This window comes from Enterococcus silesiacus (assembly GCF_001886225.1).
Classification (GTDB): domain Bacteria; phylum Bacillota; class Bacilli; order Lactobacillales; family Enterococcaceae; genus Enterococcus_L; species Enterococcus_L silesiacus.
Genome location: NZ_JXLC01000003.1, coordinates 95,834 through 112,998, shown reverse-complemented (window position 1 = coordinate 112,998; position 17,165 = coordinate 95,834). Strand labels below are relative to the sequence as shown.

18 protein-coding genes are annotated in these 17,165 nt (G+C 36.5%); 4 read left to right on the top strand and 14 right to left on the bottom strand.

Annotated features, from left to right (window positions below; all coding sequences use genetic code 11):
• Positions 1–12: 12 nt before the first annotated feature.
• The 8 genes from RV15_RS02900 to RV15_RS02860 form a co-directional block, all read right to left on the bottom strand.
• Positions 13–2,817, bottom strand: coding sequence for a phage tail spike protein (locus tag RV15_RS02900; RefSeq protein ID WP_071876556.1), 2,805 nt, complete (start codon positions 2,815–2,817; stop codon positions 13–15).
• Complete coding sequence (locus tag RV15_RS02895) at positions 2,814–3,581, bottom strand: distal tail protein Dit (protein WP_071876555.1); 768 nt, start codon at positions 3,579–3,581, stop codon at positions 2,814–2,816. Before RV15_RS02895 ends, RV15_RS02900 begins: the two co-directional genes overlap by 4 nt.
• A 13-nt stretch (positions 3,582–3,594) precedes the next feature.
• On the bottom strand, positions 3,595–5,895 hold the full coding sequence (locus tag RV15_RS02890; RefSeq protein ID WP_071876554.1) for a phage tail protein: 2,301 nt from the start codon (positions 5,893–5,895) through the stop codon (positions 3,595–3,597).
• Positions 5,896–5,910: 15 nt separating this feature from the next.
• The gene (locus tag RV15_RS02885) at positions 5,911–6,195 is read right to left on the bottom strand and encodes a hypothetical protein (RefSeq protein WP_083429079.1); all 285 of its coding nucleotides are present in this window, start codon (positions 6,193–6,195) and stop codon (positions 5,911–5,913) included.
• 56 nt (positions 6,196–6,251) lie between these two features.
• Positions 6,252–6,593, bottom strand: a complete 342-nt coding sequence (locus tag RV15_RS02880) for a tail assembly chaperone (RefSeq protein WP_071876553.1) — start codon at positions 6,591–6,593, stop codon at positions 6,252–6,254.
• A 212-nt stretch (positions 6,594–6,805) separates the two neighbouring features.
• Positions 6,806–7,315 (bottom strand): phage major tail protein, TP901-1 family, encoded by a 510-nt coding sequence (locus RV15_RS02870; RefSeq protein WP_071876551.1) that lies wholly within the window; start codon positions 7,313–7,315, stop codon positions 6,806–6,808.
• 16 nt (positions 7,316–7,331) lie between these two features.
• A complete protein-coding gene (locus RV15_RS02865; protein WP_245791203.1) occupies positions 7,332–7,535 on the bottom strand; it encodes a hypothetical protein in 204 nt (67 codons plus the stop codon).
• Between the two features lie 327 nt (positions 7,536–7,862).
• Positions 7,863–8,540: a Pr6Pr family membrane protein gene (locus RV15_RS02860; protein WP_071876550.1), complete on the bottom strand. Its 678-nt coding sequence runs from the start codon at positions 8,538–8,540 to the stop codon at positions 7,863–7,865.
• A gap of 467 nt (positions 8,541–9,007) precedes the next feature.
• On the opposite strand from RV15_RS02860, the gene RV15_RS02855 reads away from it, so the two are divergent.
• Together RV15_RS02855 and RV15_RS02850 are read left to right on the top strand one after the other, a co-directional pair.
• Positions 9,008–9,535 carry a GNAT family N-acetyltransferase gene (locus RV15_RS02855; RefSeq protein ID WP_245791201.1) on the top strand — a complete coding sequence of 176 codons (528 nt, stop codon included), beginning with the start codon at positions 9,008–9,010 and terminating at the stop codon, positions 9,533–9,535.
• A 26-nt stretch (positions 9,536–9,561) separates the two neighbouring features.
• Positions 9,562–10,314, top strand: coding sequence for a MurR/RpiR family transcriptional regulator (locus tag RV15_RS02850; RefSeq protein WP_071876549.1), 753 nt, complete (start codon positions 9,562–9,564; stop codon positions 10,312–10,314).
• Positions 10,315–10,338: 24 nt separating this feature from the next.
• On the opposite strand, the gene RV15_RS02845 is transcribed toward RV15_RS02850, so the two are convergent.
• From RV15_RS02845 to RV15_RS02825, 5 genes are all read right to left on the bottom strand, one after another.
• Positions 10,339–11,667 (bottom strand): 6-phospho-beta-glucosidase, encoded by a 1,329-nt coding sequence (locus tag RV15_RS02845; RefSeq protein ID WP_071876548.1) that lies wholly within the window; start codon positions 11,665–11,667, stop codon positions 10,339–10,341.
• Positions 11,668–11,845: 178 nt separating this feature from the next.
• On the bottom strand, positions 11,846–12,367 hold the full coding sequence (locus RV15_RS02840) for a GNAT family N-acetyltransferase (RefSeq protein WP_071876547.1): 522 nt from the start codon (positions 12,365–12,367) through the stop codon (positions 11,846–11,848).
• Positions 12,364–12,837 carry a tRNA (adenosine(37)-N6)-threonylcarbamoyltransferase complex ATPase subunit type 1 TsaE gene (tsaE, locus tag RV15_RS02835; RefSeq protein ID WP_071876546.1) on the bottom strand — a complete coding sequence of 158 codons (474 nt, stop codon included), beginning with the start codon at positions 12,835–12,837 and terminating at the stop codon, positions 12,364–12,366. The genes RV15_RS02840 and tsaE overlap by 4 nt, the downstream gene beginning before the upstream one ends.
• A gap of 123 nt (positions 12,838–12,960) precedes the next feature.
• Complete coding sequence (pta, locus tag RV15_RS02830) at positions 12,961–13,941, bottom strand: phosphate acetyltransferase (RefSeq protein WP_071876545.1); 981 nt, start codon at positions 13,939–13,941, stop codon at positions 12,961–12,963.
• Between the two features lie 153 nt (positions 13,942–14,094).
• Positions 14,095–14,778 carry a uracil-DNA glycosylase gene (locus RV15_RS02825; RefSeq protein WP_071876544.1) on the bottom strand — a complete coding sequence of 228 codons (684 nt, stop codon included), beginning with the start codon at positions 14,776–14,778 and terminating at the stop codon, positions 14,095–14,097.
• A 195-nt stretch (positions 14,779–14,973) separates the two neighbouring features.
• On the opposite strand from RV15_RS02825, the gene RV15_RS02820 reads away from it, so the two are divergent.
• Together RV15_RS02820 and RV15_RS02815 are read left to right on the top strand one after the other, a co-directional pair.
• A complete protein-coding gene (locus tag RV15_RS02820) occupies positions 14,974–15,843 on the top strand; it encodes a Cof-type HAD-IIB family hydrolase (protein WP_071876543.1) in 870 nt (289 codons plus the stop codon).
• A 49-nt stretch (positions 15,844–15,892) separates the two neighbouring features.
• Positions 15,893–16,408 carry an LURP-one-related/scramblase family protein gene (locus RV15_RS02815; protein ID WP_071876542.1) on the top strand — a complete coding sequence of 172 codons (516 nt, stop codon included), beginning with the start codon at positions 15,893–15,895 and terminating at the stop codon, positions 16,406–16,408.
• Positions 16,409–16,424: 16 nt separating this feature from the next.
• On the opposite strand, the gene RV15_RS02810 is transcribed toward RV15_RS02815, so the two are convergent.
• Complete coding sequence (locus tag RV15_RS02810; RefSeq protein ID WP_071876541.1) at positions 16,425–16,994, bottom strand: GNAT family N-acetyltransferase; 570 nt, start codon at positions 16,992–16,994, stop codon at positions 16,425–16,427.
• Between the last annotated feature and the right edge of the window lie 171 nt (positions 16,995–17,165).

Genomic DNA, 17,165 nt, shown 5'->3' with positions numbered 1-17,165 from the left:
TCTAAAAATTGCTTATTTTGGTGGGATGACGATCGAACTGATTTCGCTTGACCCGACCCATGTGCGGTCGTATCTTTCAATAATTTGTCCCTTGCCAATATTTTGTTCGTAGGTTTGGAAGCCATCATTTGTTAAACCTCGGATAACACCTGTGTGGCCATAGGTATAATCGACATTAAATCCACCAATGTTTCCGCCGCGTTTCCAGTTGATGATTGCGCCAGATACTAAATCTTTATACTCCGGCTGATAAATAACTTTCCAACCAACTGCAGCCCAATCATAAGAACTGCCAATATCAGCTGCTCCCTCAGTGCTGCCTATAACATGACTTAATGGATAACTGGTTTGCGCACCTAATCCACAGCCACTTAAGAAACCAGAATATTCAGCTGGCACGGCATAGCATTGACCATTTCCCCAATACTGACCCACTAATGATTCTAAATGATCCAATCCTGCTTTTCCTGTTCCAGTTGATGGTTTTAAATTGTGAAATTTGTTATACCATCCTTGTGCATAACCTTGCCCTTCTGGATGAGCATTTTTTGGTCGCTCGAAATTCATTTCAAATGCATAGGCTGCTATCGCTGGGTCAGAAATTATTTTAAACTCAGCAACACCTGTTGGAGTAACCGCGCCTAGCCACTGTCCATTGTACATACACCAATCGATTAGTTTTCCTTGTGCTAATGTTGATTTATAGTCATTGTTGATACCTGCAGCTGCAATCAGACGTCTAACATATTCTCGACCATCCCATGTAGGACTACCAACTAAAGGATAGCTAGACCCATCCCATTGAACTAGTCCATATGCAGGACCGCCGATCTGATCAGTATCTGGATTCATGGTGCCGCCAGTTTCTTGTTGGACGTTTCCTAAAATTCCCGCAGCTGCGGCGTGACTGTATCCATTAGAGGTTAAATAGCTCCATAAATCCCAAGCAAATTTATCCTCTTGACTGGTTACTTCTGACGGATATCCGCCGCCTGTACCACCACTGCCTCCATTGCCAGTTCCAGGAATGACTTTGACACCATTGATTGATAGGCTTCCTTTAATGTCTACATTTCCTGTTATTTTTAAGTCACCATTAATTTCTCCTTGACCGTGTAATCGCCATATTTTCTTATTTGCGTTTGATTCTTTAGGGATTTCAAACACCGCACTCGGTGCTCTTTCTTCTTTAGAAACCGCTGAACCAATTGAAAACTTATATCCCGGAATTTGGCAAATGGCAACACCCACTGGTTCTTTCGTTTTCCCATCTATTACAGCACCGATCCAGCCTTCTTCTTCATTCTTTTTTTGATTTCTAAAAGCAATAGTTCCATTTGACTGTAACTTGATTTGAAAATCATTATCTTTCTTTGTTTGGACAGTAACGCCTTCTAAGGTACCAGCTTGAATAAAGTCAGCATTAAACTTTCCATCAATCGTCCAAGCTGTTTTAGGCGTATTTGTAAATTTATCTTTAACAAAGCCTATGCCATCAGAGTTCATGATTAAAAAATGTTTACTATTCTCTAACGATTTCCCATCCATAAAAACTTGTTGATAGGGTTCACGACTATTTGATTTTCCTGTTTCAATCCCATTCATTAACTTTATAGAGCCGCCTTTGGCTCCACGAATAATATCATCTTGCCATTTGGAAATTTCTTCAGAATCATAAAAGGTCATCTTTTTCTCTTCCAATGAATCTACATTTCCTTTGAGATCCGAAGTAGCTTTTGAAATACTCTTCGTAATATTATCTCCTAAACCGGCTTCGACTTTTCCTGTCAAACGATCGATTTTCACCTTGAAAATTCGAGTTTGGTAATGATAATTTCGATCATGTCGATGAATCGTTACGGTATTCCCAATCGTATCACCACCTAAAATCTCAGTTTTAAATTGAACGAGCGGACGAGAATATTCAATAAGCGAATCATATGTTTTTTGTAGCAATTTTTCTGGACTTTCTTCTTCATCAAATGTAATGACTTTTTCCCGTCTTCGCATCCCACCATTTTTTAGCGGGATACCATATTGTTTGGTCATCTCGGGAAATTCCAGCCAATTTTGTCCTTTGGGTTTATTCAAAGGCTTGCCATTGGCTTTTTTCCACTCTACATTAGTAAATTCGATTCGTTTGCCTTCACCATCGCCCACATCTTCGCCACGTCCGCGACCGATTAAACTTGTGTAAACCTGATTACGGTCTTGTTCTTTTACAATGCTTAACGCTTTTTCCCCATAGGTAAAACGTTGTTTACTTTGTTCCCCAATTTCACGATAGACTTCCAGCCATTTATCCGTAATACCGATACCATCGATTTTATATTTGAACAGAATTTCGCACCCTTGTGCTTGAATATTTTTTAATGCATCACGCACAGATAGGAAGCTAAAATCTTCTGTTAATGAAGGTAAATTTGAATCGATTTTACCCAAACGCCATTCTGTTTCTGCCAACAGTTTTTGAATCGTATTTTTAATTGAGCCGTTTTTCACTTGAACATTTTTGACAACATAAGAATCTAACTCGTCGGGTGCAAAACTAATACCTACAAATGATAAAAGATTTTCCTCTTCACTATCTAAAATAATTCTATATAAACTATATGAAGGTGCTACTTCTTTCACAGCCATGTAGACCGCTTGTTTCAGCTCTTCGTCATATACGGTAGATACATTTAGCGTATCATTCATCAATTCGTTTTTACTCAATGTAATTTCTTTTTCCTGGATGACTTCTATCAGCTCATTCTCTTTAACGATTCGAAGTAAATGTTGACGCTCGTCAAAAAAATAAACGCTTTTATTCATAGTTGTACCTCCCGATAAGAGATGGTCATTTTGCCATTATTACACTGAACAGTTTGACCTTCTTTAATACTAAAATTTTCAAAATCACTTTCTAAATCTAGTAAAAAAGTTTGATCTAGTTCATTTACAAAAACTTTTCCTTTTAAGAAATCAAAAACCACTTGATCGCCTGCGCTTAAATTGTAACTAGTGATTTTAATTGTTTGGTCGCTGTTTGTAATCTTTAAAGGACCAAACGCGGCAATCGTTACTGTGATTTTTTCTGGTATCGTTTGATAGGGTAAATAGGTTGTAATGGGTCCGTCCGTTTTCAGTAACACCGAATATTTCTTGGGATCGGTACAAAGAATTTCAAAGCTTGCAATGATACTATTGGTATCTCCACGAACTTCATCTGTTGTCATATATTGTCCGTGATAATGATAATCCAATTCATCTTTAAAGCGAATTTCAACAGCCGACTCTTTATAAAGCAATTGCATCAATTGACGGTATTTTTTCTGAACCTCTTTAGCATCTTTTCCAATCAATTGATAGGTCACTTTAATTGTTCGAGCGGGTAATTTTTGATTTAATTTAATACTTCCAACCTGAGTTTCTTGTGTATCTACCGTAAGTGACAGCATTTCTCTACCTGTTACCGCTAAAGTACGATAACCATCGATCATTTTTTCGAGATAAACACCATCATACATCATGGCTGAAGAAGGAAGGATCAAATCATCTTTATGGACTTTTTTAGTTGTGTCTTCAAAATAATACATGTTTTCCCTCCTTCTAAAATGCTAAGTTAATAGCAGAATCTTGTCCCATTGCTTCTGAAATATCGGAAACAAAGGCTTTGAATTGTTGATTACCGAGCTTGATGTTGAAGGTTGCAGGTTGTTTGGTTTGAACCATCATTTGTTTACTACTGGATTGGATAGATACATCTTGGACCGTTTCTAACTGTTGATCTAAACTATCTAAGCTTGGCAGCATGATTTGAGAGACTAATTTATCCATTGGTTGGTCAACTACATGAGCATTTCTTTCGATACCGATAGCTAGACCGGCGGGTAACATCGCTCCGATTTCATCTCGCATCCAGCGAGATGGTGAATGGATTTTGAAAAGACCTTTAAATGCATCTCCAATACTTTTACCAAGGTTCTTGACTGCATCTAATGCTGCTTTAGCCATCCCTCCGATACCGTCAATCAAGCCTTGAATTATATTGCCACCAATTTCAAATAAATCTACTCCTGTAAGTTCTTTGATTATTTCGTTACCCATTCTCAATCCTGCACTAGCAATATCTGGTAAAAGCCCAATAATCCCTTCAACAAAAGTCCCCAACAACTTACCAGCTGCTGATAAAATTTCTGGTAGATTATCCCATAATCCTTTGCACAACGTTGCAACAATTTTTATTGCTGCATCAATTAATGTTGGTAGCTGCTCTAATAGTGTTCCTACTAAAGTTGCAATTGCTTCTATAGCGACTGGTATCAAAGTGGGTAATACAGAGGCGATCCCTTCTGCAAGTTTTGTTAAAACCTCAACACCTTTTTTAATAATTTCTGGTAATTTATTCGTGATATTTGTGGTGAATGCTTCAATAATATTTGTTACAGTAGTAACAATCTGATCCTTATTCGCTAAAATCCCATCGACTAATGCAATCAACAAATCTAATCCTGTCAATAATAGTTGTGGTGCTGCCGATAATAAACTAGTAGCTAATGATTCAATCAACATCAGTGCTGCTGGAATCAAGGTAGGTAAGCTTTCAATTACACCTTGAACTAGTGCGCCAATCAGATCAACTGCACTTTGCATGATTACAGGTAGATTTACAGCGATAGCTTCTGTCAAACCAGCTATTAATTGCGTACCTGTCTCCATCAACTCTGGAAGCTTTTCTATAATTCCTTGTACAAACCCTGCAATAATAGCTGGGCCTTTTGTGGTTGCTGTTTCTATCATATTGCCTATTTGACCATCAAACTGGCTGTCTAGTAATCCAAAGCCAGCTAATGCAACACCTAAAATAGCCGCTGGTCCTAATGCTTTTAAGGCAAATCCAAAAACAGATGACAAACCTTGAACCATTGAGGTCATAGCCGTTGTTCCTACATTAGCAGATCCTTGTAAGGTTGCTCCTATTCCGCTGAATGTAGATTTTAACAGTTTAGAATTTGTAATTGTATCAGTGAATTTTCCTCCTAAAATACCAAATTTAGAAGCAACAGTAGAAATCGTTCCACCTACTTGAGAAGACATATCTGAAAACTTGGTTCCTAATTCAGCCAAAGCTGGATGCTCACTTCTTATATGCATCCCTAAAAGCTTCATTTGATATCTTGCACTTTCAGGTAGACCGCTCATATAATCTTTTACACCGTTGAATCCTTCACCAACTTGCCTAAATGCTGAACCCATCATTCCAGAGCTTTGATACATCTTTGAAAAACCTGACGAAACTTTAGTAGAAACCGCATCAAATGCTGTACCTAACTTATCGATAGGAGAGCCTTCTGTCCGCATAGCCATCGTAAATAACTTCATTTGATATTTAGTATTTTCTGTAAATCCAGTAAGATTTTGTTTCCAGTTTGACATACCTGAAATCATTTGTTTCTGTTTATCACCAAAACTTTGAGTCATTCCGCCAAAAGACTGCGTTACTTTATCTATATTACCGTTGATTTTCCCAAAAACAGAGTCGTCCCCACTCATCATTTTTCCCAAACTAGGCATATGAAATAGTTTCAGCTTGCTGTTGATATCAGTAATTGTTTTATCAACAGCATCTATCATTCCAGTCAAATTTGGCTTTTCAATAACTGGAGTAAATCTTTTTTTCAGCTTTTCCCCAAGGTTATCCACCATAGTTGAAGCATCTTGTGCACTTTGCTTGAATACCTCGAAACTCTGAGGAGGGATATTATATGATGCTAATTTAGTAAAAGATTCATATAAACGATCTGATGTTCCTTTAGTATTGTTAAGTGCCCCCTCAGCACTAGCTAATGTTTTAAAAAAATTATTGTCTATAGCTGATAAGACTGTCGTTACATTTTGTTTTTTCTCCATTTTCCCCCTCCTTTCCTATGAATTAAAATTGGCGATCCAATTTTGAAGTTTCTCTTTATCAGGAGAAGTTCTTTTTTGTCTACCAAGTATTTTCTCTTCTGCCTTGCGATAATCGAAGAACTTATCAAAGGTTCTGAAAATCGGTTTGCCCTTGCGTGTTTGTCCTGCCATAACCGTTGCCCAAGCTTGAAGATGTATCTCGTATTGTCGATCTAACTGTTTTAATTGATAGGCCTTCATCCGTAATTCGTAATCCGGAATCGTCAGTCGTGCAATTTCATTAAAATCTTCAATCTGCAAAAAACGTAAACAATTTAAACGGACATGTTCATATACTTCATCAAAATCTATGTTAGTTACGCTTGTGCTTCTTCCAGCATTTTGCTGGTCATCATCCCAGTATATTCCGACTTTTTTAGCTCATCGATCACTTCTTCGAACAGATTTTTTGTGCCATTTTGTTCAACGTACTCTTCTAAAAATTTGACCGTCAACCGAGGTTTCTCTGTCATATTCGCAATCAATAAAACTTCAAATAATGTATCGACATCAGATAAAAGCAGATTCGAAACAATTGCACCTACTCCTAATTTCAACTGCATACCCCCGCGTTCTACTGAATAACGTTTGTTGATTTCTTTTAAGAAGCCGTAGCCGAATGTGCAGTTAAATGTTTTTTCGTTCATTGTTAATTCCATATTTATTCCTCCTGATTGTGAGGTTGGGACAGAAGTGTTTAACTCCGAGAAATAAGAGGAAATTCACGAAAATAGCTCTTCAAATTTTTGTGAATTTCAGCTTATTTCCGAAGGGGTTGCTTCTGCTCCCACCGTTTATTCGGATTCCTTGAGGCTGGAATGTAACTCGTAGAGTTATGTCCCGGCCTCAAGTATTTTATAAAATAAAGTGATTATGCTTTAGCTTCCACTTTTACAGTATCTTTAAATGCATAATCGCCGCCTTCAGAAGTATCAAGCTCTAATGCCGCAAAACCATTCTTACCTGCGCCTTCGATTGCCCATTCTAAAGAATATTCAACTTTATTTTCTGCTGAATCAGTTTCTTCAAATGAAGTAAAATAGCCTTCAAAATATTTAGCTTTGAATTTCCCTTCATCGTTGCCAGTACCAATTTCTTTGGTATTGATACGCCAAATTTGAACACGCTTATTTTCATCCATCGCTGTTTCTAATTTATCGATTTGTGTCGAACCGATTTTGTATAATGTTGTGGCAGTTACTGTTGTTTCAGTTGCACCTGGCGTCACTACGCTGCCATCTTTGGTCACAGTCGATTCACTTTCTTTTGATTTTGAGTAACCATTTTCTGTACTGTAGGCTAATCCCCACGCACGTTCATTTCCTTCATCTTCGGCTAAACGAAAACGCCAAACTACATCTACTCCACTTAATGCTGTCATATGTTCATTTCCTCCTTTAGTCTTTTGTTGCTCTTTTAATTTCTTCTAACTGTTGAAGCGATCGCTTTAATTGAGATGCAAGCTGATTTTTTCGTCGTTGTTCTTCTTTAACTCTTTTTTGCAGCTTTTTGATAATTTTTAACTGATTTTTGATTGTCTTATCTTGCTGCTTAAAAGATAGATCTTTCTTATCTAAAAAAGTAGAAACACCCTTCATCATCTAAACTTCCCCTCTCATTTATAGTCACGGGCGACTTTAGCTGTACTGACTAACTTATGAAATCAGTATACATTGCATCCTCTCTTATAAACTTTCAACCTTCTTTCAAATTCTTCCCATTTCACTTGTGTTATCCTCCCAAAACAAATAAAAATAGTATCATCATTAGTGTGCAAAAACCTAATGATAATACTATTTTTATCGTTGTTTAGAGTTCATTAACTAGTTTTTAAAGAAATGATTCCCAACCTTTCTGACATCCAAGTATCAGAGCTTAAGTTTCTAACTTGATTCAAAAATCTCAGTTTCTGTAAAGAATAACAATGTCTATACCTTCTTACTTGATTGTTGTCTTTTAGCCAAACTGTTATTTAAAAAATATATAAGATAATTTAATACTAGAAAGAAAATCAGCAATATGACAACCCAGCTAAAAACTCCTGTGATTCCTTTTTTATCAATATCAAAAAAGAAATACACATAAGATGTTCCTATTTTAGGGATAATCGGACCCACTAATCCGTAAATTAGTGCATAGCCGATATAAATAATTGGAATTGATAACCATTTGATTGGATCACTTACATTTAATTTTATCTTTTGATCGAAAAATAACCAATCTACAAACATAGCTATTGGCGCAACATAATGAGAAATAATATTATAAAATGTAAACCAATTATAATATGGATCTTCAGATCTATACTGTGGGTACAAGACAAAGTGATATACCAATCCAGTTATTACAATTATGACAGTAGTAGCTATTCGTAGTTTCTCTAAGCGACTACTCATACTAAAATTTTCATTTTTGATTATTGCTTGTAACATTTTATATGCAGTATAGCCACTTACTATCAGCACTAATACATTGCTCAAATTTGTATAATAAACAAACATTGTTAAGTCTATCTCTCCATTAAAAATACCTAATCTTTCTAGAAGTCCTAGTGTGATTAAGAGTGCTAATATAAATCTAGAAATTGTTATTATTTTTTGTTTCATCTCTTGACCTTCTTTCTTTTTCAAATGTGTTCATTAACATGTTAATACATATATTAAACCACAATTAGGTTGACTAAGTCAACCTAATTGTAGGAATTTTTAATTTTAAGTTACTAACTATTAAGTTATAAAAAAACAATTTTAAAAAGAGATACTCTCTTTTGTTTTGAACAACAGTAGTTTTTCCTATTTTAAAAAGACTTATGATAGAATATATTAAAATAGATTTTCTTTGAAAGTACGTATCATATAATGTTTCTACAAGAGTTCACTACGGGTTTATCAGCCTTGATCCAGCAATACCACTTAAATAACGAACAGACAATTTTGCTAAGGTCATTCTCCACTAATTTATGATATCAAGTGCATAGTTATGCAAAAGAAGTCTTAAAAAATTGTCCAAGGAAAGTTTTGGCCATTGTATGTTATGAATTAGAAATTAGATTTTGATAAAAAGGAAGGAACGAATGATGCCGAAAAAAATAATCGAAAATGAACAGCTCTATTTAAGAGAATTCACAACCGATGATTTCAAGGATTTATGTTTGATTTTACAAGATGAAGAAACGATGTACGCCTATGAATCAGCCTTCTCAGAAGAAAAAGTCAAAGATTGGTTGAGCTGGAATTTTAAAAGCTATCAAGAATACGGCTTCGGTCTGTGGGCGATCATCGATCAAAAAAGTGAGGCTTTTATCGGTCAATGTGGTATTGTTTATTCTGATGTTGAAAATGAAGCATTGCTAGAAATTGGCTACTTGGTCAATAAAAAATATTGGCGCCAAGGCTATGCAATTTCTGCTAGCCAATTATGTCTCACCTATGCAAAAAATAAATTAAAAGCAGAAAAAATTTGTTCGATCATTCGAGACACAAATATTCCTTCTCGAAAAGTTGCAGAAAAGAATGGAATGACGATTATAAAGCAATTCGACAAAGATTATTCTGGTCTGCCTGTGCGTCATTTTGTTTATAGTATTGATTTGAATAAATAATATTAACAAAGAAAGTAGTGAACAGCTTGTTATTTTTAGATCATAGTCCAGATTTAAGTCCCATCGATTTAGAAATTTATAAATATATTGCCTCTCACATCGATGAAGTGGTTTACATGCGCATCCGTGAGTTAGCCAAAGAAACCCATAGCAGCACCGCCAGTATTTTGCGTTTTTGCCGAAAGTTTGGGTGTGAAGGTTTTTCCGAATTTAAAATCAAATTGAATTTATATCGAAAATCGTTGACGGAACCTGTTACAACACACGCTGTAGATGAAACATCATTTACTAATTTTATCCAACGGTCTACAGAAGCTTTTTACCAAGAACGAATTCAAGCAGCTGCAAAATTGTTATCTGAAAAGGATCTTGTCTTATTTATTGGTACAGGATCATCCAATATTATTGCTGAATATGGAGCATTGTACTTTTCCTCTATTTTCAGTATGGCGTTTCACATTGAAGATCCAATCAATCATCCTGTGAACTTTTTCAATAAAAGTATGGCCAAAAATGTTTGTGTCATTGCTCTTTCCGTTAGTGGCGAGAATGAAGCGATCATCAATTATCTGAATCATTTTATTACAAATGATAGCTCGATCATTTCAATTACAAATAGTGAAAAATCACCGATTGCCGCCCTTTCAGATGTGAATATTCCTTATTATATTTCAACAGAAAGAATTGGGGATAGCGATATTACATCTCAGGTACCCGCACTTTATACAGTAGAATATTTGGCAAAAGAAGTACAAAAACAAAAGCAAGACCACTCATAAAACGAATGGTCTTGCTTTTTCAGTTTATTTTCCTTCTTTAAAGAAAGCTGGTAAATATTGTTTGTGTGCTTCTAGTAATTCGTCCATTACTTCTTTTGCAACATTTCCACTTGTAATCAACGGATTCATGGTGAATGCTTGTAATAATGTACCGTAATCCCCTGTAACAGCTGCTTCGATCGTCAATTCTTCCATTGATTTCATCACTTGTAACAACCCACGTTCTTGAGGTTTAAAGCTACCAAAGTTATAAGGTACTGGACCTTTTCCTGTAATCGTACAAGTTACTTCTACGGCACTTTCAGCTGGTAAATCTGTGATCGTACCATTGTTTCTAGTGCTAACAGTCATGGTTGTACGTTTATCGTTATGGATAGAGTTAATGATTTCACACGCTGCATCGCTATAACGTGCACCGCCGCGTTCTGCTAATTGTTTTGGTTTGTAGTCTAAATTAGGATCTTTGTATAATTCAAATAATTCATGTTCGATCTCTTTTACCTTTTCAGCACGTGTACCGTTGTTTTTGAAATCTTCCAATTCTTCTGCTAACATTTTATCTGTATAGTAATAGTAATTGTGGTATGGACATGGAACCATGTGTAGATTTTCAACTTGTTCCCAGATCAAGTTATTATCTTTGATGTTGGCTACAATTGATTTGGCATCGTCTTGACCATACATTACTTTGATCAATTCGTCCGTACGGTCTTTTCCATTTTTGTCTGTAATTGTATGCCAGTGTAAATGATTGATCCCAGCAAATTGGAAGAATAAATCACGGTTATTTTCGCCTAATAATTCTGCTTCTTCAAAGACTGCGTTTACTGGAATGTTACATAAACCAACCACTTTATCCCAATTACCATAACGCAAAACAGCTTCTGTGACCATTCCTGCTGGATTGGTGAAGTTGATCAACCAAGCATTTGGACAAAGTTCTTTCATATCTTCTACAATATCTAAAATGACTGGAACAGTTCTCAACGCTTTGAAAATTCCACCGGCGCCATTCGTTTCTTGACCGATCAACCCATGACTTAATGGGATGCGCTCATCTAAAATACGTGCATCTAACAGTCCCACACGTAATTGTGTTGTAACGAAATCGGCATCTTTCAATGCTTCACGACGATCTAAAGTTAAGTGCACTTCACAGTCAACACCTGCGGCTTTAACCATACGTTTCGCCATTGCACCCACGATTTCTAGTTTTTCTTTTCCTGCTTCAATATCAACTAGCCATAACTCACGTACAGGCAATTCATCGTATCGTTTAATAAATCCTTCAACTAATTCTGGTGTGTAACTTGATCCTCCACCGATCGTAACGATTTTAATTCCTTTTGACATTTCGTTCAGCTCCTTAAGCGTTTTATCTGACCTTAGTATAGCCTTTTGCCAAATGAGAATATATAGAAAAGAAGAAAGTCGTTACATAATAAAGGAAGAAGTAACTTGTGACATTTTAGTAACAAGGCGTTACAAAAAAAGATTGAACACATTTTTATGCTCAATCCTTTTGCTTATCTCAATCAATCATCATGCTCATCAAATGAACGTCTAAGAATTCACCATCATCGGTTTTCGCCCCACGAGACATAATCACTTCTGTTTTAAAGCCCATTTTTTCATAAACGTGGACTGCGCGCTGATTTCGATGTTGCACCGTTAATTCTAAACGACGAATCACTTCGCTTTCTTTCGCCCACAAAACCAACTCTTCCATCATCAGGCTTCCTAAACCGAAGCCCCAATAATCCTTTAAAATACTGATGCCGATTTCGCCGATATGTTCCATCCGTTTTTTCGATGATGCTTTAACAGAAGCCGTACCAATGACTTTCCCGTCTGCTAGTGCGACCATCAATACGTTATTTGGTGATTCATAAAGATTCGCTAAGTTCTCGCTCATCTCATCTGGCGCCATTTCCATCCCTTTTTCATCCATTACCAAATAAGGTGTTTCACTGCCAATCGTTTTTAACGCGTGTAAAATCTCTGCTGCATCATCTGGAATCGCTTCCCGAATCGTAAATTCAACCTCTGTCATATACTTTCCTCCAATTTTTGCTGAATGCGAGCCAAATATTTTTCTGCCTGCGTTCCAAATGATTGAATCGACACGACTCTTTTTTCCATATCTTCAAAATCTTTTTTAAGAGTAATATCTAAATAATCTGTCGGTAAAAATTCTCCCAATAACTTTCCCCACTCAACGACAGATAATCCATCACCTTCAAAATATTCATCTAACCCAAGATCATCAGCGCCATTTTCGATACGGTATACATCCATATGATACAACGGCAAGCGTCCTTGCTGGTACTCGCGAATAATCGTATAAGTGGGACTTTTGATCATTTGCTCGATGCCTAAGCCTAAAGCAATCCCTTTAGTCATCGTCGTTTTTCCTGCGCCTAAATCTCCTGAAAGAATAATATTGTCGCCAGGTTCAGCAACTAGCCCGATAATTTTTGCCAGAGATTCCGTTTCTTTAGGATTATTGATTGTGATATCCATTTTTTTCACCTACTTAAACTTTCCATATTTCTATGTAGTGTAGTATACCGAATTATTGAAAAAAAAACTAGAGAGCCAAAGCAAAACGTGAAACGCTTTGTTTTAACTCTCTAGTAATTTCGATTAGTTCATTAATGTTTGTGCTGCAGTGATGATTGATAATTTGTAGATATCTTCTTCATTTGCTCCACGAGATAAATCAGATACTGGTTTGTTCAACCCTTGTAAGATTGGACCGATCGCTTCAAAGTTACCTAAACGTTGGGCAATCTTGTAGCCAATATTTCCTGATTGTAATTCTGGGAAAACAAAGACTGTAGCTTGTCCTGCAACAGGTGAATTTGGTGCTTTTAATTGTGCAACAGATGCTACGTATGAAGCATCAAATTGTAATTCACCATCGATTTCAAGTTCAGGCGCTAAACTTTTAGCAATTTTTGTTGCTTCAACAACTTTGTCAACTTCAGGTGCTTTTGCAGAACCTTTTGTTGAGAAGCTCATCATAGCTACTTTTGGCTCGATATCGAATAATTCAGCTGTTTTTGCACTATCAACCGCAATTTCAGCTAATTCTTGGGCTGTTGGATTTACGTTGATCGCGCAATCTGCAAAGATGTATTTTTCTTGGTCGCGACCGCGAACCATGATCATTGCACCACTTGTACGACTAATACCTGGTTTTGTTTTGATGATTTGTAGTGCTGGACGAACAGTGTCTCCAGTTGAGTGGATCGCACCACTGACCATACCATCAGCAAGTCCCATGTAAGTAAGCATTGTCCCAAAGTAGTTGACATCTTTTAAAATCTTACGAGCGTCTTCATCTGTGACTTTTCCATTGCGGCGTTCAACAAACGCTGTAACCATCTCTTCCCATCCATCATAATTATCTGGATCGATGATTGTAAAGTTAGATGCTTTGATTCCGCGAGCGTGAGCTGCTTCCACAATTGCTTCTTGTTTACCGATCAAGATCGGCTCCATTAATTCTTCTGCTTTCAAACGAGCTGCAGCCCCTAAAATACGAGGATCTGTTGCTTCTGGGAAAACAATTTTGATGTTGCGGCGAATGACTTTAAATTTTAAGCTATCGAATAATTCCACGATATACCCTCCAACTGATTATTTATACAAACTTATCATACACCATTCTACAAGAAAATAACAGTTATTTATAGCTGTATTAGTGGAAAAAATGCTGATTCTGATATTGTTTTCACAAACAGGCCCTACTGCACTATAACAGAATGAACTGTTTTAAGACACTGTATCAGGCAACTGCCAGTTGATTGGCGTTTCTCCAAGTTGCTCTAAAGCCTGATTTGTTTTTGAGAATGGTTTTGAGCCAAAGAAGCCACGATGGGCTGCTAAGGGACTTGGATGTGGTGATTTAATGATAATATGTTTGTTGGTATCGATCATTTTGATTTTTTCTTGGGCTGGTTTGCCCCATAGAATAAATACGATTGGTTGTTCTCGTTCATTCAATTTTTTTATAATGGCATCCGTCAAATTTTCCCAGCCTTGTCCACGATGAGAATAAGCTTGACCATTCCGAACAGTTAAGACTGTGTTCAATAAAAGAACCCCTTGCTTTGCCCAGCTTTCTAAAAAGCCATGCGATACCAGCGGATAGCCCAGATCTTCTTGTAATTCTTTATAAATGTTCATTAAAGATGGCGGTGTCTTGACCCCTGGCTGCACAGAAAAACTCAACCCGTGAGCTTGATTTGGTCCATGGTAGGGATCTTGTCCTAAGATCACCACTTTTACATCTTCATAAGGTGTAAGCTCCAATGCTGAATAAATATGATACATATCTGGGTAAATTGTTTGTTGGCTGTATTCTTGTTTTAGAAAATCTCGTAATTTTAAATAATAATCCTTTGTAAATTCTTCTTCTAAAACATTTTGCCAACTATTATGAATAATTGCTTTCATTCATTGTCCTCCTTCTTTTTGAACCGTACACTATTTTCCAACTATGATTAATTAAAACGTCTATTCTGACAGCTTTCTTTGACACAATAAGCATATCTGATTTTTTAAGTAGTGACAAGGAATTTTTTCTGCACCGAAATGGAAAAAACATGGTAAACTATAGATAAGTTAAATAAACGAGGTGTAGAAAATTTTATGATTAAATTGATTGCTTCAGATATGGACGGAACATTACTAGATTCGAAGATGGGGATTTCAAAAGACAATGCCTCAGCTATTAGAGAAGCAGAGCGTTTAGGTATTGAGTTTATGGTGGCTACTGGACGAGCATACACCGAAGCGAAACCTGCTCTGGATGAAGCGGGGATCGAATGTGCAATGATTACCCTGAATGGTGCCAAAGTGTTCGATAAAGCAGGTAATTCACTCTTTACTGCCGGAATTGAAAAGAAGACAACTATAGAAATTTTGGATATTTTAGATGCACATGATATCTACTTTGAAGTCTCTACTAACAAAGGTATTTATTCTGAGCGACAAGAAAAAAGAATTGAAAATTTTGCTTCTCACATTGCAACAACTATGCCCCATTTGACCTATAAAGTAGCGATTGCGATGGCTGCAGCTCACTTATCTTTATTAGATATCACTTATATCGATGATATGCGCACCTTGATTAAGCAGGATGATATTGAAGTCTTAAAAATTATCGGTTTTAGTATGGAAGGACCAAAAGTACTAGCACCTGCAAGCACTCAAATCAGAGGATTAGCTGATTTAGTCGTCACATCCTCTGCTCAAAATAACATTGAAGTCAATCATAAAAATGCTCAAAAAGGAATCGCCGTAGCTCATGTTGCAAAAGATCGCGGCATTTCAGAAAAAGAAGTCATGACAATCGGGGATAATTTTAATGATGTTAGCATGCTACAATGGGCTGGTGTTAGTTTTGCGATGGGAAATGCCGAGTTAGAAGTTAAAGACCATGCCAAATACATCACCTCCACGAATTTAGAAAATGGTGTTGGTGAAGCGATCACACGTGCTATTAGAGAAGATTTATAAAAAATTTCTAGTTCAGCTGCCAAACAACGAAGAAAAGAGGTGAGATATTGTGTCTGAGTTTTTTATTCAAGAACAGCAACTAAGCAATGTTACCAGAACGATTGTTAAAGATGAGGACGGCAAGTCTCTTTTCTTACTTGTTGGTCGGTGGGGTACACGTGGTGACGCACTTTCTCTTTATACAATGAGCGGAGAATTAGTTGCCAGCATCAAGCAGACATCCTTTGCTTTTGGCTCACGCTTTGACCTATATAAAGGCTTTGAAAAAGTTGGTGTGCTTCGGAAAATTTTGAATTTAAATGCTGATTTTTACTATATTCAACATATGCATTGGACGGTTTTAGGGGATATTAAAAATCACCACTATTCTATTTATCAGGTCAATCGGAAAATCATGGAAATGAACAAGGCTACGCTTTTTACAGGTAATTATTTTAGTTTAGATGTTGCTAATGATGCTGATGCACCTTTATGTATTTGCGTTGCTGCTGTATTGGATTACTGGTTGTACAATAAAAAGAAAAATCAAAATCACAAACCAATCATTGGTTGGGGAACTTGTTGAAACAAAAAATCAGCGTTTATTCGCTGATTTTTTTTTGCATATGATCGTATAAATGTCCACTGATCATCATCTCAGCTACATCTTTAAAGCCTTTGCGACTATACAATTTTTTTGCATTCGGGTTGGCTTTATCCACACTTAAGCCAATGATTTCTTTGCCGTCTTTTTTTGCCATTTTTGGTAGAGCATCCAATAACTTAGAACCGATTCCTAACCCACGGTACTTTTCATCAACAGAAATCGTATCCAAATACCACTCATTTGGTAAGGTTTCAGGATCGACAAATATCCTGATTTCTTCATCCAAATTGTATTTACGTAGTATTTTTTTCAATGGTTCGTCAATTAGCGGTTCATCTTCATTTGGATAACCAAAAGCAATTCCAGCAACCTGTCCGTCTTGTTCATAGACTAGTCCTCGTTGATAACCATAGCGATAGACTGGATCTGCAACTGCTTCAGCTAAAACAGCCAAAATTGTCTCTTCAGGGATAATTTTTAATAAAGGTAATTCCATATCTTTTAAAATAACTAATATCAACGGAGCAATCGCCTCTCCGTCTTCTTTTGTTGCAAAACGAATCATTATTATTCCTCACTTTCTATATTGAAGTGTACCATTTATCTTTTAGTAATGCATTACAGTCACTTTCAATTTTAATTTGTTTTAATAATCATAGTTAAACTATAGCTCTTTAACTAGGAAACCTGTTCTTTGTTTTGAGCTAGTCTCGGCTGATTTTTGTTATACTTCGCT

What these genes read in the sequence shown, in the direction of transcription:
- RV15_RS02900 (WP_071876556.1), bottom strand. Translation starts at nt 2,817, where the DNA reads ATGAATAAAAGCGTTTATTTTTTTGACGAGCGTCAACATTTACTTCGA.
- RV15_RS02895 (WP_071876555.1), bottom strand. Translation starts at nt 3,581, where the DNA reads ATGTATTATTTTGAAGACACAACTAAAAAAGTCCATAAAGATGATTTG.
- RV15_RS02890 (WP_071876554.1), bottom strand. Translation starts at nt 5,895, where the DNA reads ATGGAGAAAAAACAAAATGTAACGACAGTCTTATCAGCTATAGACAAT.
- RV15_RS02880 (WP_071876553.1), bottom strand. Translation starts at nt 6,593, where the DNA reads ATGGAATTAACAATGAACGAAAAAACATTTAACTGCACATTCGGCTAC.
- RV15_RS02870 (WP_071876551.1), bottom strand. Translation starts at nt 7,315, where the DNA reads ATGACAGCATTAAGTGGAGTAGATGTAGTTTGGCGTTTTCGTTTAGCC.
- RV15_RS02865 (WP_245791203.1), bottom strand. Translation starts at nt 7,535, where the DNA reads ATGATGAAGGGTGTTTCTACTTTTTTAGATAAGAAAGATCTATCTTTT.
- RV15_RS02860 (WP_071876550.1), bottom strand. Translation starts at nt 8,540, where the DNA reads ATGAAACAAAAAATAATAACAATTTCTAGATTTATATTAGCACTCTTA.
- RV15_RS02855 (WP_245791201.1), top strand. Translation starts at nt 9,008, where the DNA reads ATGATGCCGAAAAAAATAATCGAAAATGAACAGCTCTATTTAAGAGAA.
- RV15_RS02845 (WP_071876548.1), bottom strand. Translation starts at nt 11,667, where the DNA reads ATGTCAAAAGGAATTAAAATCGTTACGATCGGTGGAGGATCAAGTTAC.
- RV15_RS02840 (WP_071876547.1), bottom strand. Translation starts at nt 12,367, where the DNA reads ATGACAGAGGTTGAATTTACGATTCGGGAAGCGATTCCAGATGATGCA.
- tsaE (WP_071876546.1), bottom strand. Translation starts at nt 12,837, where the DNA reads ATGGATATCACAATCAATAATCCTAAAGAAACGGAATCTCTGGCAAAA.
- RV15_RS02825 (WP_071876544.1), bottom strand. Translation starts at nt 14,778, where the DNA reads ATGAAAGCAATTATTCATAATAGTTGGCAAAATGTTTTAGAAGAAGAA.
- RV15_RS02820 (WP_071876543.1), top strand. Translation starts at nt 14,974, where the DNA reads ATGATTAAATTGATTGCTTCAGATATGGACGGAACATTACTAGATTCG.
- RV15_RS02810 (WP_071876541.1), bottom strand. Translation starts at nt 16,994, where the DNA reads ATGATTCGTTTTGCAACAAAAGAAGACGGAGAGGCGATTGCTCCGTTG.